Here is a 15,391-nt window from a genome sequence, read left to right as displayed (position 1 = left end):
CAGGAGGAGGTATCCACGGACCACGGCTTCAGCCGCAGCCTACAATCGCGATGATAGGCCAACTGTGGCCCGGTGGATATCCCACAAAAGTATCTAGAAGTGTACGTAGAAGCCGAAGGCCGGCTCAATGCTGCTGTTTTGCTTCTGGATGGTCAGATAGTTCTGGCCGAAGTCCGGAGCCTTGTGGAAGGCCTGGCGGAACTGCACGCGTACGCCGAAGTTCGGCGTAAAGACCGGCATTTCGCCGCCAATGGAGTAGTAATACGTGGCGCGTGCCTGCGACTGCAGGCCAACACCGCCCAGGCGAGTAGGCTTGTACTCGGTCACACCGGCGCCGCCGGAGACGAAGGTCCTGATGCCCGCGAACTCGGGTCCGTGGTAGACGTAACCAATTGTGTGCTCCAGGGGAGCAGTCTGCACGGTCAGTACGGTTCCAGCAGTCGTGTTGGTGTAACCCTGGGTGGCGCGGCTGTAATTGAAGTTGTACTCAAAACCAACGCGCGGGCTCTTGGTGTAGCGGATCTGCAACAGGGCGCCAAAGGTGGTGGAAACATCCTGAGTAATTTTCTGGTTCAGGTAGTTGGTCCCTTTTACGGTGGATTGGCTGACGTAAGCACCACCCAGCCCAAGATCCAGCCGGTCAATGTGCTTGGCGAGCTTCTTGGACCCTGAGGCCTGGGCATGCGCCTGGGTAGAAAGGACGGAGGCAAGACCCAAACCTGCAATCAGAAACGCACGGCACAACTTCGACATGAACAGCGGTGACTCCTTACCGAAAAAACGATGTTTCTAGTGTATCGTGACGCGCTTGGCTCGGCGCGCCCGTAACGCAATGCTGAAAAGATAACTGGTGGCGAATCCCAGAACGGCTGATAGAAAGACGGCGGCCACTGGGTTTGGTTGGGGCCATGCAGCATAAAAATGCGCCATCCCCGCGGACATGGCCGTGACCCCGGAGAGGGTCCCGATCCAGGCGACCGGGAGCCATGCCTGCAGCACGCACAGCCCGAAACCGGCCAGCAGCAGGAAAAGCGAAAGCGGCAGAACGGCCGGAGTAAACAGCACCGGCAGGGTGACGAGCAGAGTCAGCAGGCCAAGGCAGCCCGGGATGACTCGTCCGGGCCGGTTGGCTTCCACATACATGAGCAGAATTCCCAGGATGGCCAGGGCGAAGAGCCATGCCGGCTGAGGCAGCAGGGCGGTGAGCATTTTTACTGGGCCGCCTGGCTTCGGCTGGCAATGGTCTGCTTCAGAGCGATGGCGGCAGCGTTGGCAGGCTCCAGGCGCAGGGCGTTACTGACGTCGTTGGCGGCCTGTGGAAGCTGGTTCGTTGCCAGTTCCATGCGCGCCAGAACCAGGTAGGCCGCAGCGTTCGGTTTCAGCTTCAGAGAGGCTTCGGCTTCGGTGCGGGCATCAGCAGCATTGCCGCTGCGCTCACGTACCTGGGCCAGGCCGGTATGCGCCGCGGCGGAGGCCGGGTCAATCTGTACAGCGGCCTGGAACTCACGTTCCGCCTCCAGCACCAGCCCCTGCTGCAGGTAATCGATGCCTTGCTGAACCAGTGCTTCGGACTGCTTTGCCGGAGGCAGGGTGGCAGCCTGCATGGCGCGCATCTCTTCCAGTTCATACGCTGCCTGTCGGAAGCCGGTCTCAGAATAGGTGCGGCGAATGCGCGGCAGCGGCTCGAAATCGGCGGACGGATTGTCGATTTTCTGCAGCAGCAGCGGCGCTTCCGCATCGTTGGGACGCAGGCTCAGGGTCTTCTGCAGCTCGGCACGGGCACCCGAAAGATCGCGTCGCTGGAAGAGCGCCGTGGCCACGTTGTAATGGTAGTCAGCGTCCTTGGGGTCGGCAGCGGAGGCGCGTTGAAAGAGAGCTCCCGCGTCTTTACCCTGGCGGCTGGCGGAGACGGCCTGGTTGTTGACGACCTCTGGCAGAGGCAGTCGGCTGGCGACGAATTCAAATGCCTTTTCCGCGGCGGGGTACTGGCCGGAGTTGAAGCTGGCCAGGCCGAGGTAGAAGTTTGCTTCCAGCGCAAGGCGGTTGTTCTGCGGCAATTTGCCCAGTGTTGCGGCGGCGTCTTCAAACTGGCCCTGTGCATACTGGGCTTTGCCCAGCGCAAGAATGGCGGCGGCGTAATCCGGAGCGATCGAGACCGCAGTCTTCAGACGCTTCAAGCGTTCGGACGGAGTCTGCGCGGAGACTCCCCGGACGTAACTTTCAAATGCTTCCAGCTTGTCACCGGCGCTCTGCGCCAGAAAGGTCTGCTCAGCGACCGGGAAGCTGGGGTCGACCTGCCGGACAACCTTCCAGGCGATGGCGTTCTCCAGGTCGAAGAAGCGGGTCTTGTCGACGGAATCTTCCAGCGGGCGCGACATGGAGAGCTTGCTGACATCCAGAACCTGAGCCTGGGCGGCGATGCGGTCATCCTGCATGGTGAAGCTGCCAATTACGATCAGGTCGGCGTCCAGGGTCTGCGCAATGCGTAGAGCGGTCGCGCGCGTAGGTTTCAGGTCCAGCGGATAGCCGAGATGGTCGAGCGCATACATGCGATCGTCGCGGCTGATGGTGAGAAAGCCGGAGGAGGAAAGGCGCTGGTTCAGCATCTCCGGGAAGGAGTCGCCAATCCAGTTCAGGCCGGTCTGACCGGAGCGGTTATCAAAGGGCAGCACCAGCACCACGTGCCCGCGCGCGGCAGGAGCGGCATGCACGGCCGTGGCGGCTGCAAACGACAGAAGTCCCGACAGAATGCGGCGTTTTGAAAACATCCTCACCGGCCTGATTATAGGTGTTTGGACGGCTGCTGGGGCTGAACGGAGGCGTCCATGAGACGGGGAAAGCGGATGACGGCAGCCCATTCACCATTGCGCTCACCCTGCCAGACCACCTTGCCGTGCAGAAGGGCGGCGGCCTCGGCTGGCAGAAGATCGCGGTGGAAGTCAAAGTAGCGGGTCGCCTGGCCTTCCAGCGGCTTGCCGAAGTTCATTTTTCCGGTGGCTGGCTCGTACTTCGTGCTGAAAACCAGTGCCGTATCGAAGCGTTCAGGGTGCTGTGCCGCCTGTTGGACCTGCTCGAGAGAAAAATTCTGGATGGGTGTTACCTGCACCGGCGTCTTTACATAGCCAAGATCGGGATGCATCAGCTCGGTCCACGCCGGCCATGCGGTGAGCACCGTGGCCTGGGGGTAATGCTGCGTGATGACGTTGATGGCCTGCTGATGCAGCACGACGAAGTCGCGGTAGGTCAGGTTGTCTTCCGGGGCAAAGGCATATGGCGGGTTGATGAAGATGGCCGCCACAAAGCCCGCGAAGCTGATACCGGCCAGCAGCCACCACTGGCGGAAATGGTGCTGCCAGACGCTGACATACACCAGCAGCAGAAGCGGGAAGCAGGGCAGCAGGTAGCGGGTCAGCAGGGCTCCGCCAAGTACGGAGAACTCCAGCAGATTGATCAACAGGATGACGCCAATGGCCGCCAGCGCGGGCTTCGCAATGCGGCGTGTGCTGCCGGAGGGCTGTGGGGGCAGCAAAAAGACGCCGGTGGTGAGCACGGTAGCCACCCACATGTTCATGTGCGTGGTCAGATGCAACACGCGATGATAAAAGGAGAGTGCAATCCGCTTAACGTCCAGGGTGGCAGTGGCGTTGTAGCGAACGAATTCCGGGTTGCCGAACATGTAGCCGGTCTTGTGCTGATGGTAGAAGTACCAGCCTAGGAGCGGCAGCAGGGGGAAGGCCAGCGCGAGCACCCATGCCCAGCGCAGCCTGCGGGTGCGGAGACCCTGCAGAAGTTCCCATCCGGCCAGCGCGGCCGGCGTAACGATGGCGGTCTCTTTGGCGATAGCCGCCAGGGAAAAGAGCGTGGCGGCCAGTACGGCATGGCGTACGGAACTCTTGCTGACCAGGCTTTCCAGGTAAAACGAGAGCGCCCACAGCGTGAAGGCCGCGGCGAAGATATCCGCGTGGGCCAGGGTGCTTTGCGCGTACCAGATGGAATAGGCAGCCGTCAGCAGGACGGTGACCCAAGCGACGGCCGTACCTGCCAGCATGTGGCCCATGCGGAAGACCGCCAGAAGCGCGGCCGCGGAGAGCATAACGCACAGCGTGCGCGTGGCTGACGGAACATAGCCCGCAATGTGCCACCAGCCGGCCATCAGGATAGACGGCAGCGGCGGATGCGCATTGGTGATGGTGGTGAAGGGGATCAACGAGCCGATACGGAAGTAGTCCAGCGCAGCCGGAATGTAGTATCCGGCCTCGTCCCAGAAGTACGGCAGGCGCAGCAAGGTCAGGTGCGAAAAATAAATCCCTGCGAACAGCAGCGGATAGATCACCCACAACGGCAGTGCCGCATCACGTTTCGGAAACACTTAGTGGACAGGCCCCGGCAGGTTGAACTTGGGCTCGAGTGCAATCTCGCCAAACGCCTGCTCATACTGGGCAACATTCTGGTTCAGCACATTCAGCAGAGCCTTGGCCTGCTGCGGGCTCAGGTACACGCCCTGGAAGTTCCGCACCGTCACCTCGTCGGCAGCCTGCGGATGCATGGTGCCGAAGATAAGCTGGAAGTCCCACACGGACATGCGGACCTGCACGCTGTTGGCGTAGGTCTCGCGATACTCCTCGGTCTTTTCCAGGTGAAGCGTGGTGGTGTTTTCTGCGGGCTTGTTCTGCTGGCTCATGATGCCTTTCCAGGATCGAGAAAAAAGAATTGGTGCGAAAGGGGGGACTTGAACCCCCACGGGTTGCCCCGCCAGATCCTAAGTCTGGTGCGTCTGCCAATTTCGCCACTTTCGCACGGGAAACGCTACCCATGGATTCTACCCGATTCATGGTGTGGCAATATGTTTGCGGTAGAAAACTAAAATATGCGCCGTTTTGAAATTGCTGCTCTCGCCTTTGCCGTATGTGCTCCCATGGCCTTTGCCCAGTCTGCGCAGGATAAACAGATCCATCTCAACCAGATCCAGGTAATCGGCTCGCACAACAGCTATCACAAAGGGTTTGCGCCGAGTGAAGCCAAGTGGCTGGAGCAGAAGAATCCCGCGGGTTTCCGCAGCCTGGACTACCGTCATGCTCCGCTGGCCGACCAGCTGAGCGGTGGAGTTCGTCAGCTTGAGATCGACATCTTTGACGATCCCAAGGGCGGCAAGTATGCCCATCCGAAGGTAGTTGAACAGGTAAAGGAAGCCGGTCTTCCTGCCGACCCTGACTTCGACCCCAACCACGAGATGGATAAGCCCGGCTTCAAGGTGCTGCACATGCAGGACGTGGACCAGCGCAGCCAGTGCCACCTGTTTGTGGATTGCCTGAAGCAGGTGAAGGGATGGAGCAAGGCCCACCCGAAGGCCCTGCCGGTCTTCCTGCTGATTGAGACCAAGGAAGGCTCTGAGCGCAATGTGCCCAATGCCACCGTGGCCACGCCTTTCACGACGGAGACCTTTGACCGCGTCGATGCCGAGATTCGCAGTGTCTTCAGTGAGAGCGAGCTGATCACCCCGGATATGGTGCGCGGTAAGTACGCTACGCTGCCGGAGGCGATCAAGGCCAACAACTGGCCCACCTTAGACAAGGCGCGCGGCAAGGTCGTCTTCCTGATCGACCAGCGCGGCAAGGAAGAGACCTATGTTGCCGGTCACCCTGCGGGGAAGGGTCGCGTCATGTTCACCAACGCCGTTCCTGGCCATGACGATGCTGCCTTCACCGAGATGAATGGTGGATCGAAGGCTGAGATTGACGCCCTGGTAAAGGACGGCTACCTGGTCCGCGCCCGCACCGACGAAGGCACCAAGGAAGCCCGCACCAATGACACCAAACGCCGCGACGAGGTCTTCGCCAGCGGAGCGCAACTGGTGAGCACGGACTATCCGCCGTCGGAGCCCTCGCAGTGGACGCCGTTTGTGGTGAAGTTCCCCGGTGGAGAGGTAGCACGCTGTAACCCGATCATTGCTCCGGCAGGATGCGACAGCAAGAAGCTGGATGGGATGTTGCCTGCAGGCAAGTGACACTGGAAAGCTTTAGCTCTCCAACGGATGAAGCAGTGGCCTTCAGGCCACTGAATATGGCCATCCACTTGAAGGGCTTTAGCCCTGGGTTTTTAAAATCCCAGGGCTAAAGCCCTCTCTCCTTACCGCTCCCAGAAGGGTGGCGGCTCAATGCCCAGCGCGCGAAGGTAGACATAGCCTTGGCCGCGATGATGAATCTCGTTATCAATGGCGTACTGGATGGTGGCGATGTTGGTGTTCTCCCACTGGCCGAAGGCCTTGTCCACCTCCAGGAAGCGATGCGGTGGAATCTTTGGGAACTTCTCATCCAGCTCCGCGGTCTGCTGGTCCCACATCTTCAGAATTTCGGCCTTGGTCGTAGGCTTTTCGGCTTTGAACTCTTCCCATTTGCCGGTAGCGACGCCGTCCACGATCGGGATGGCCATGTGCAGAAATTCGCTGGCCATCTCGGCGAAGGTTCTCATGCCGCCGAGCGAAAAACCGAAGAGCTTGTCTTCGGGGAAGGCTTCGATTGTTTTGCGGGTCAGGCGGCGGTGTCCCTGCCAGTTCTTCAGTAGTTCGTCCGCGGTCAGTACAGTGGTTTCATTTGCCATATCGGTTCCTCCAGGTGAAGCCTTGTACGAGCTCAAATTCAGCTTAGGGAGTATTCCCGACAGAAGCTGTCGTAAATTAAAGCGAAGCTGGAACTGGTATGTATGACCCCATCATGCGCGTGCTCACCGTCCTGGAGATGTTGCAGGGGCGCGACCACGTGACCGGAGCGGAGCTGGCCGAGCGGCTGGGTGTGGACCTGCGCACCGTGCAGCGTTACATGGTCCGTTTGAAGGACCTGAACATCCCTATCGACTCCTCGCGCGGTGTGGGAGGGGCATATCGCCTGCGTCCTGGCTTCCGTCTTCCTCCGCTATTGTTTACCAACGAAGAGGCGTTTGCGCTTTCACTTGGACTGCGAGCTCTTGCCCAGGTCGGGTTAGCGGCGTTCGCTCCTGCAACCGAAGGCGCATTGGCCAAACTGGAGCGGGTGATGCCGCAGTCATTGCGCGAGAGCGTGCGGACGGTGGACGAAGTCATCGCGATTGAGACGGGGCCGTGGGTGGTCTCGACCTCGGTGGAGTCACTGACGCGGGCGGCATCGGCCATCCGCGCGGGGCGGCAGGTGCGGTTTGCGTACCGCACGCACAGCGGCGAAACCTCCGAACGTGAGATCCAGCCGCATGGCGTGGTGCACACCGATGGCCGCTGGTACCTGATCGGGTATTGCCTGTCGCGCAAGGAGATGCGGACGTTTCGCCTGGACCGTGTGAGCGGGTTGCTGGTGACACCGGTGAGTTTTGAGCCGCCGGAGAGCTTCGATGCGCAACGGTATCTGCGGGAGCACATGCCGTTTGTGCAGTCGGATTACCAGATTGATGTGTGGGTGGATATGCCGGCTGGGGAGGCGGAGAAGAACTTCGCTCCGTGGCGGATTGCGACCGAAGCGCACGAAGGGGGAACGCGGCTGCGCTGCGGACGCGACCGGCTGGAGATGTTTGCGGCCATGCTGCTGAGCCTGAACTGCCGGATTGTTGTCCATCACCCGCCGGAACTGCACGAGACCTTTCACCAACTGGGACAGCGGGCTATGCAAGCGGCAGAAGCCTCCGGCGAGGCGTTCCCAGCGGGAACTGTTGGATCCTGACGAAAATCGCAGGTTTGCGGTGGCGTGGTTCAGGACTTGTGCCAGCGAAATGTGATGGGGGCGCATAGCTCTGGCCGGAGGCTATTGTGTACAGGACAGGCGTGAGCTGCAGCCTCCAGCTTGGTAGCCTGTTCCTCGGTCAGAGGATGCGGAACGTATACGTCGATTGCAATGTTGACGATTCTACGGGGCGCATTTGCCATTTTCTTGCGAACGGTTGCGGAGGAGCCGGCGATGTCCAGATCCATCGACCGGGCAACGATCCCCATGAGACTGAGGACGCAGCTCCCAAGAGAGACGGACAGCAGCTCGCTCGGAGAGAAACTCGATCCTTGCCCATGATTTTCTTTTGGGGCATCCGTGGTGATGGTTACGCCGGATTCCTCATGTCTGGCGGTGCAACGCAGTCCACCTTCATAGAGCACTACCGTCTCACTCACAAAAACTCCTCGCCGCTCCGTAATGACTTGGGTTATTGAAGCTCTTTCAGCCAGATATTGCGGAAGGAGATCCTGACCGAGCCCGGTCCGGCGCACTGCAGGCCGATTACGCCGCTGGCCTTCCACTTTGTGGTGTCGTCGTCCAGCAGAATGCCGGTGACATGACCATTGATCATTTGGATGACGGTGTGGCCGCGCACGATCAGGTGGACATTGTTCCAGTCATGCGGCTTGAAGAAGCTGGACAGGTCTTTGGTGGAGGCGAGTTCGCCGAGCAGCTGCGGTGTCCTGCCGGTTTGCGCATAGACAATCTGTCCGCGCTCCCCGACGATGCCGCGGCCTCCGCCCTCGGCAAGAATCCCGATGTTGTCGCCATTGCGCTGCAGGCTCAGGTCAAACTGCAGCCCGGCGAGATTCCACTTCGTGTCCTGCGGAAACGCCGGAGCTCCGGGCCGTGGTGTCAACGGGGGTGCGGGATAGCTGTGGTACTGAATGCCGCTGTCGGCCTGATCGCCTTCCAGCCGGACCTCGAGTTTCAGTTCGAAATCCGCAGGCTCCGAGCCGCGATAGATGGCGAAGGTCTGCGGGTTGCGTGCGCCTTCCGCGGATTTGTATTCCCCCACCATTGCGCCGCCCTGCACACTCCACACGTTGGGGTTTGCATCCCAGTGCGTGAGTGTTTTGCTATCAAAGATCTGCGTGAAGCCTTCGTGATCGCCGGGGTCGACAGCGACGGGGAGAACCCGTGCAGGTCCCCGCGGAGGCGTCGCCTGTGGCTGCTGGGCAAGAAGTGTTGTGGAGAGAAGAAGGCAGGCGGCGAGCGAGCGGTTCATCAGGACCTCTGGAGAGCGGGCGTTTGGAGCGCACTCACTCTACAGAGGTCGGATGAGGATTGAGAAGGGTGAATCTAGCGCAGCACCCAGGCGTACAGCGTGTCGCCTGCAGCGGCGGTGATGTACTGCAGGCCATCCAGCTCAAAGGTCGTGGGCCCATTGCTGACCGGTGCATTCAGACCGGAGTGCCACAGGATGGCTCCGGTCGTGGAGTTGAAAGCGATCAGGTTGCTGGAAGGATCGCCGGTGAAGAGCAGGTTCCCGGCAGTGGTCAGAATGCCGGAGCGAGCGCCTTCGGACGGCCACTTATGGTTCCAGCGGACTTTGCCGGTGCGGTAGTCCATGGCGCGCAGTGAGGCGGAGGTCCAGCCGCTGCGGTCATTGCCTGCCCAGCCTTCCGGCTTCTTGTTGTTGTCATAGATGTAGTACATGCTGTACGCGTCATACGCGGGCACATAGAACAGACCGGTCAACGGGCTGAAGCTCGGGGGATACCAGTTGGATGCACCTGCCTGGTTGGGAGCAGTCAGGGTACCGTTCTGCTTGGCGGTGATGGCCGGGTTCAGGATCGGCTGACCCTTTTCGTTTACGCCGGTAGCCCAGTTCTGCTTGGCATACGGAACCGAGGTGATGGCTTTGCCGTTGGTGCGGTCCAGCAGGAAGTACCAGCCGTTGCGGCTGGCCTGCGCCAGCAGCTTGCGAGGCTTGCCGTCCACCGTGCCGTCAATCAACACGGGCGTCTGCACCGCATCCCAGTCATGGGTGTCATGCGGATTGGGCTGGAAGTACCACACCAGTTTGCCGGTGTCCGGGTTGAGTGCGCAGATGGTGGAGGTGAACAGATTGTCGCCGGGGCGTGCCGTGCCGTTGATGACGGGCTGCGCATTGCCGGTGCCAAAGTAGTAGAGATTTAGATCGGGGTCATAGGTGCCGGCCACCCAGGTCATGCCGCCGCCATGGGTGCGGGCATCATCGTTGGGCCAGGATTTCGCTTCCGGCGTGCCCGCTTCCGGGTAGGCATACCAGCGCCACTGCAGGGCACCGGTTTCGGGGTCGTGGGCTTCCACGTAGCCGGGGATATCGAAGTCGTCGCCGCTGATGCCGACCATGACGTGGTTGTTCACGATGACCGGGGCAACGGAGCCAAAGTAGAACTGGTCCGGATTTCCAATCGACGCGTGCCACTTCTCCTTGCCGGTGTGGATATCGATGGCGACCAGGTTGCAGTCTTCAGTCTCGAAGTAGAGCGTGTCGCCCTTGATAGCGGCGCCGCGGTTGCCGATGGTCTCGCCGCCCTTGCTGGTCCAGTCGAACTGCCACAGCTTCAGACCTGTGCGTGCATCCACGGCCCATGCATGGCTGGGCACGGTGAAGTAGATGACGCCGTCAACCATCAGCGGTGTAGCGGAGATGCGCTGTCCTCCGCCGGTGGTGGTGGTGATGCGGTAGCTCCAGGCCAGCTGCAGCTTGCCCACGGTGGCGGTGTTGATCTTCGTCAGCTTGCTGAAGCGGCGGCCGCTGTAGTCACCGTTGTAGGTAGGCCAGTCCGTCTGAGGCTTTGTCGCAGCCGTTTGTGAGGATAAGGGAAGTGCGAGCGCGGCCAGTGCGGCGAAAGAGAGCAAAGACTTCATGGAATCGTCACCAGGTATGCGGTCAGGTTATGGATGTCGGCATCGGTGTAGCGGTCCAGCAGTGCCGCGTGGCCTGCATAGGGATCGGTGGTCTTCACCTTCACGGTGGGGGTGCGGTTGAAGGAGCGGAAACGTCCATCCTTGTCCTTCAGCGCCACGGTGAAGTCGTCGATGCGCACCAACTCCCCTGGAATGGTCTGTCCGCCGGTGGTGACTTCAACTTCGGTCTTTTTCTTATTGCCGAAGCCCGAGTTGGGGAAGAGGAACTTCTGCTGCAGTCCGGCCACGCTCATGCGTTTGGAGATACCGGCCAGGTCACCTGTGGTGGAGTGGCACTTGCTGCAGCCGCCCGCTCCATTGAAGTAGGCTTCGCCGGCCTTGGCATCGCCGCTCAACAGATTCTTCGGCTCGGAGTCATAGCCACTGCGCAGGATCTTGTTGACCGAAAACGAAAGGAAGTTGGACAGGTCAGCGGCTTCCTTCGCATTGAGGCTGACCTTGTGCGGAGCTTCCTTCATATAGGGCGCAAGCTCTGCGCCATGCAGGTTCTGGCGGCGGTCATGCAGAACGCGCAGCGACCGGATAAGATCGGGGCCGTCCTGTGTGCCGCGAACGTCGTCGCCGTGGCAGCGGGCGCACTGCTTGTCGTACATGGCTCTGCCGCGTTCAGCCGCGGCAGTGTCGATTACTGAGCGTGGAAACTGCGCCAGGGCAGGTGTTGCCATACAGAGCCCAGCAGCGAGGAGGAGTTCAGGACGGGCGAGGAGGCGAAATCTCATCGCACATAGTTATACTTTGTCCGAACCACGATAAGGAATGGAGATAAGCCGGATGGATCGTCGGAAATTTTGCCAGCTGGGTGCCGCAGGAATCCTTTCGAGCTTCGCGACGCGCACTTTGCTCGCGGCGGCATCGGCACAGCCGAAGTTTTCCTACATGCTATGGGCTCTCCCTAAGCCGTTGACCATCGATCAAAGGCTTGAAATCGTGGCAAAAGCCGGCTACACCGGAGCGGAGCTGGTGCTTGAGTGGATGAACTGGTCTGACGCCGAGCGCAAACGTGTGGCCGCGCTGGCAAAGTCTCTTGGTATCACCCTGGACATTATGTTTCCTGGCCGCGTCACGCTGAGCGATCCCGCAGCGAAAGATACGATTAACGAACAACTTGCGAAGGCAATTCCAGTAGCAAAAGAAATGGGCTGCCCGCAGCTTGGCTATGCCTCCGGACCGCGGATAGAAGGGCAAAGCCCGGAGCAGCGCATCGCCAGCATCACCGAAAATCTCAAGTTCGCCGCCGACATCCTGGCAAAGGAGAAGATGGAGCTTCTTCTGGAACCGATTGACCTGCTTGAGGACAAACGCGCCGCGATCAACTCCGTAAGCGATGCCTTTACCATTACGCGGGCGGTTGGAAGCCCGTGGATCAAGGTTTTGTATGACTTCTACCACGAGCAGCGCGGCGCCGGGAACCTGATTGAAAAACTGGAGCAGAACGTTGACCAGGTAGGGTTGGTCCACATCGCTGATGTGCCCGGACGGCATCATCCGGGCACGGGAGAGATGAACTACGAGATGATTTATCGCGCTCTGGCACGGCTTGGCTACAACCGCTACATTGCCATGGAGTTCTATCCGCAGGGCGATGCCGTGACGGAGTTGAAGACCGCGCGCGAAGAGGTCTTGAAGGCCTTTAAAGGCTAGTGGCTGGCCACGGCCTCACGCGACTCCTCGGTCGGAACTGAATCTTTCGGGGAGAAGACGGAGAACAGCAGTGGCAGCACGTAGAGCGTGAGCGCGGTGGCCGTAAACAGGCCGCCGATGACCACCGTCGCCAGCGGACGCTGCACCTCGGCTCCGCGTGAGGTGGAGATGGCCATCGGGATGAAGCCGAGGCTTGCCACTAGCGCTGTGATGAGTACCGGACGCAGGCGGTCAGCAGCGCCATGGTGGATCGCGTCCATCTCGCTGAGGCCGGTTTTCCGCAGCGCGTTGATGTGGCTGACCATGACGACTCCATTGAGTACGGCGATGCCGAACAGGGCAATGAAGCCGACGCTGGCCGAAAGGTTCAGGTTGATGCCACGTATCCAGAGCGCGGCAATACCGCCCACCAGCGCCAGCGGCACGATCAGCAGGATCAGCAGGGTCTGCCGCACATTGTGGAAGGTGGCATACAGCAGGCCCGCGATGATAAGTACCGAGAGCGGGAAGACGATCGCGAGACGGGCCTGTGCGCGTTGCTGGTTCTCATACTGGCCACCCCACTCCAGGCGATAGCCCGCAGGAAGCTGCATCTTCTGGGCGACGGCCTTCTTGGCATCTTCGACAAAGCCGCCGAGGTCGCGGCCGCTGACGTTGGACATGACGACGGCGCGGCGGTGGGCCTGTTCGCGGTTGATGATAATAGGGCCGCGCACCTGGCGAATCTCCGCCACCTGGTCCAGGCGAACCAGCGCGCCGGAGGGAGTCTTGAACTGCATGGCGCGTAGCTGATCGGGATCGTTACGAAGGACAGCGGGCAGACGAAAGGCGATGGGGAAGCGCTGCTCGCCTTCAATCAGTTCAGAGACCTGGCGGCTGCCGTAGAGGTTCTCAATCACCTCCTGCACGTCGCTGACGTTGACGCCGTAGCGAGCGGCGGCGGCGCGGTCGATATCGATCTGGAGTTCGGCTTCGCCGGAGATCAGCTCCATCTGCGTCTCAGAGGCTCCGTTGACGCGGGTAATGATGTCCCGTGCCTGCCGGGCCATGCGTTCCAGAATATCTAGGTTCGGTCCGAAGATCTTCAGTGCCACGTCGCCACGTGTGCCCGTAATGGTCTCGTCCATGCGCATCTGCATGGGTTGCGTGAACTCATAGGTCACGCCTGGGATCTTCTGAAGTTCCGCCTCGACGCGCTTGGCGAACTCTTCCTTTTTGGTGGGACTGAAGTCGCGCGCCTCGGGAGTGAAGGTGACGTAGGAGTCGGATTCATACTCGCCCATGGCCTCGGTTGCGAGATCAGGACGTCCCATCTTGGTGACGACTCCTGCAACCTCAGGAAAGCTCATGATGGTGCGCTCAATCTCTTTGCCGATCTTGATCGACTCCGTAAGAGAGATACCGGGAAGCTTCTTCGACGTAATGATCATGGAACCCTCATCGAGGGTGGGCATGAACTCCGTCCCGATAAATTTGAGCGAGACAATCGCTCCTACGATCAGCAGGCCGGAGGCAATGTAGATGGGCAGACGGTGGCGTTCGGCCACGGCAAGCGAGCGGAGATAGCGCAGCTTGAGTTTTTCAAACCAGCGCTGCTGGATCTCATGGCGATCTTTGAGGATGCGTGCGCGATGGCGCAGGGCGAGCGTGCAAATGGTGGGCACCACCAGGAGCGCCAGCAAAAGAGAGCCAATCAGCGCCGCAACCACGGTGACCGCCATGGGCCGGAACATGCGGCCCTCCAGGCTTTCCAGCGTGAGGATGGGCAGGTAGACCGAGATGATGATCAGAACGCCGAAGATGATGGGGCGTGCCACTTCATGTGCGGCTCCGCGGATGACTTCAAGCAGTGGCCGTTTGCTGTCGCCGCTTTCAAGCCGGTGCATGCAGTTCTCCACCATCACCACGGAGCCGTCGACGATGGTGCCAAAGTCAATGGCGCCAAGGCTCATCAGGTTGACCGAGATGCCGAACAGCGACATGCCAAAGAAGCCGAAAAGCAAGGAGAGCGGAATGGTGACGGCGACGACGAGTGCGGCGCGCCAGTCGCCGAGGAAGACCAACAGAATGGCGATGACCAGCGCCGCGGCTTCAATCAGGTTATGGGCCACCGTGCGCGTGGTGGCATTGATGACGTCGCTCTGATCATAGAAGGGAATAATCTTAGCGCCGTCCGGCAGTTTGAGGCTGGCGATCTTGTTCTTCACATCGCGGATGATGCGCTCACCGTTCTCGCCGCGGAGGATGATGACCATGCCGCTGACGGCCTCACCCTTGGCATCGTGGAGAATAGCTCCGTGCCGCAGCAGCGGTCGGATGGCGATATTCGCCACCTGCTTGAGCAGAATAGGTGTGCCGCTCACCGAGCTGACAACGATGTTGCCGAGGTCCTGCATGTTGCTGGCGCGGCCAATGCCGCGGATGGTGTACTGCTGCTCGGCGTGCTCAATGTAACTGCCGCCAAAGTTGGAGTTGTTGCCGCTGACGGCGGTGACGACCTCGTGCAGGGTGAGGTTGTACTGACGCAACGCGGCGGGGTCCACTTCAATGGTGTACTGCTTCGACTCGCCGCCCCAGGAGTTCACTTCGCTGACACCGGGAATGGAGAGAAGACTGTAGCGAACGGTCCAGTCCTGCAGAGTCTTCAGGTCCATGACGGACTGCGTGGGCGCCTGGATGGTGTACTGGTAGACCTCGCCAAAGGCCGTGGACATGGGGTTCAGCGTGGGCTGCAACCCCATGGGCAGGCGCGACTGCACCTGGTTCATGCGCTCTGAGACGAGTTGACGGACAAGATACTTGTCCATGGAGTCGTCAAAAATGACGGTGACCATGGAAAGCTCGAGCTTCGACGTGGAGCGCACGGTCTGCAGCTTGGGCATGCCCATCAGGGCGGTCTCAATGGGGAAAGTGACGGTCTGTTCCACTTCCACCGGAGACATGCCCGGGCACTGGACGGTAACAACGACCTGGTTGTTGGTCAGGTCAGGAAAGGCCTCAAGCGGCAGGTTGAGCATGACCGCGACACCGCCCACGACCAGCGCAAGCAGAATGCCGATGACCAGCCAACGGTTGTCGAGAAGGAAGTCCAATGCGCGGTTCAT

Annotated in this window: 14 protein-coding genes and 1 tRNA gene; 3 read left to right on the top strand and 12 right to left on the bottom strand. The window is 60.4% G+C overall.

Annotated features, from left to right (window positions below; all coding sequences use genetic code 11):
- Positions 1 to 93: 93 nt before the first annotated feature.
- From OHL13_RS10015 to OHL13_RS09990, 6 genes are all read right to left on the bottom strand, one after another.
- Positions 94 to 753 carry a hypothetical protein gene (locus OHL13_RS10015; protein WP_263409985.1) on the bottom strand — a complete coding sequence of 220 codons (660 nt, stop codon included), beginning with the start codon at positions 751 to 753 and terminating at the stop codon, positions 94 to 96.
- Between the two features lie 36 nt (positions 754 to 789).
- Positions 790 to 1,209, bottom strand: a complete 420-nt coding sequence (locus tag OHL13_RS10010; protein ID WP_263409984.1) for a hypothetical protein — start codon at positions 1,207 to 1,209, stop codon at positions 790 to 792.
- 2 nt (positions 1,210 to 1,211) lie between these two features.
- Positions 1,212 to 2,768: a tetratricopeptide repeat protein gene (locus OHL13_RS10005; protein ID WP_263409983.1), complete on the bottom strand. Its 1,557-nt coding sequence runs from the start codon at positions 2,766 to 2,768 to the stop codon at positions 1,212 to 1,214.
- Positions 2,769 to 2,782: 14 nt separating this feature from the next.
- On the bottom strand, positions 2,783 to 4,369 hold the full coding sequence (locus tag OHL13_RS10000) for an ArnT family glycosyltransferase (protein WP_263409982.1): 1,587 nt from the start codon (positions 4,367 to 4,369) through the stop codon (positions 2,783 to 2,785).
- Positions 4,370 to 4,681, bottom strand: coding sequence for a DUF3467 domain-containing protein (locus OHL13_RS09995; RefSeq protein WP_263409981.1), 312 nt, complete (start codon positions 4,679 to 4,681; stop codon positions 4,370 to 4,372).
- Positions 4,682 to 4,711: 30 nt separating this feature from the next.
- Positions 4,712 to 4,796: transfer RNA gene (locus OHL13_RS09990), tRNA-Leu, on the bottom strand.
- A gap of 71 nt (positions 4,797 to 4,867) precedes the next feature.
- On the opposite strand from OHL13_RS09990, the gene OHL13_RS09985 reads away from it, so the two are divergent.
- Entirely contained in the window at positions 4,868 to 6,004 is a 1,137-nt protein-coding gene (locus OHL13_RS09985) for a phosphatidylinositol-specific phospholipase C1-like protein (protein ID WP_263409980.1), read from the top strand.
- 122 nt (positions 6,005 to 6,126) lie between these two features.
- Here the strand turns inward: OHL13_RS09985 and OHL13_RS09980 are convergent, their stop codons facing one another.
- Positions 6,127 to 6,597: a DinB family protein gene (locus tag OHL13_RS09980; RefSeq protein WP_263409979.1), complete on the bottom strand. Its 471-nt coding sequence runs from the start codon at positions 6,595 to 6,597 to the stop codon at positions 6,127 to 6,129.
- A gap of 98 nt (positions 6,598 to 6,695) precedes the next feature.
- Here OHL13_RS09980 and OHL13_RS09975 point away from each other — a divergent pair, with 98 nt between their 5' ends.
- Positions 6,696 to 7,682, top strand: coding sequence for a helix-turn-helix transcriptional regulator (locus OHL13_RS09975; protein ID WP_263409978.1), 987 nt, complete (start codon positions 6,696 to 6,698; stop codon positions 7,680 to 7,682).
- A gap of 29 nt (positions 7,683 to 7,711) precedes the next feature.
- Here OHL13_RS09975 and OHL13_RS09970 read toward each other — a convergent pair whose 3' ends face one another.
- The 4 genes from OHL13_RS09970 to OHL13_RS09955 form a co-directional block, all read right to left on the bottom strand.
- Positions 7,712 to 8,107 (bottom strand): OsmC family protein, encoded by a 396-nt coding sequence (locus OHL13_RS09970; protein WP_263411642.1) that lies wholly within the window; start codon positions 8,105 to 8,107, stop codon positions 7,712 to 7,714.
- Positions 8,108 to 8,154: 47 nt separating this feature from the next.
- Positions 8,155 to 8,955: a 3-keto-disaccharide hydrolase gene (locus OHL13_RS09965; protein ID WP_263409977.1), complete on the bottom strand. Its 801-nt coding sequence runs from the start codon at positions 8,953 to 8,955 to the stop codon at positions 8,155 to 8,157.
- A 74-nt stretch (positions 8,956 to 9,029) separates the two neighbouring features.
- Positions 9,030 to 10,586: an acido-empty-quinoprotein group A gene (locus OHL13_RS09960; RefSeq protein WP_263409976.1), complete on the bottom strand. Its 1,557-nt coding sequence runs from the start codon at positions 10,584 to 10,586 to the stop codon at positions 9,030 to 9,032.
- On the bottom strand, positions 10,583 to 11,311 hold the full coding sequence (locus tag OHL13_RS09955; RefSeq protein ID WP_263409975.1) for a c-type cytochrome: 729 nt from the start codon (positions 11,309 to 11,311) through the stop codon (positions 10,583 to 10,585). Before OHL13_RS09955 ends, OHL13_RS09960 begins: the two co-directional genes overlap by 4 nt.
- A gap of 106 nt (positions 11,312 to 11,417) precedes the next feature.
- Between OHL13_RS09955 and OHL13_RS09950 the strand changes: the two genes are divergently transcribed.
- On the top strand, positions 11,418 to 12,287 hold the full coding sequence (locus tag OHL13_RS09950; RefSeq protein WP_263409974.1) for a TIM barrel protein: 870 nt from the start codon (positions 11,418 to 11,420) through the stop codon (positions 12,285 to 12,287).
- Here OHL13_RS09950 and OHL13_RS09945 read toward each other — a convergent pair.
- The gene (locus OHL13_RS09945; RefSeq protein ID WP_263409973.1) at positions 12,284 to 15,391 is read right to left on the bottom strand and encodes an efflux RND transporter permease subunit; all 3,108 of its coding nucleotides are present in this window, start codon (positions 15,389 to 15,391) and stop codon (positions 12,284 to 12,286) included. The genes OHL13_RS09950 and OHL13_RS09945 overlap by 4 nt on opposite strands.

Origin of the sequence: Terriglobus tenax, from assembly GCF_025685395.1 — a bacterium.
GTDB lineage: Bacteria > Acidobacteriota > Terriglobia > Terriglobales > Acidobacteriaceae > Terriglobus > Terriglobus tenax.
This window is presented reverse-complemented; position numbering and strand designations above follow the sequence as displayed.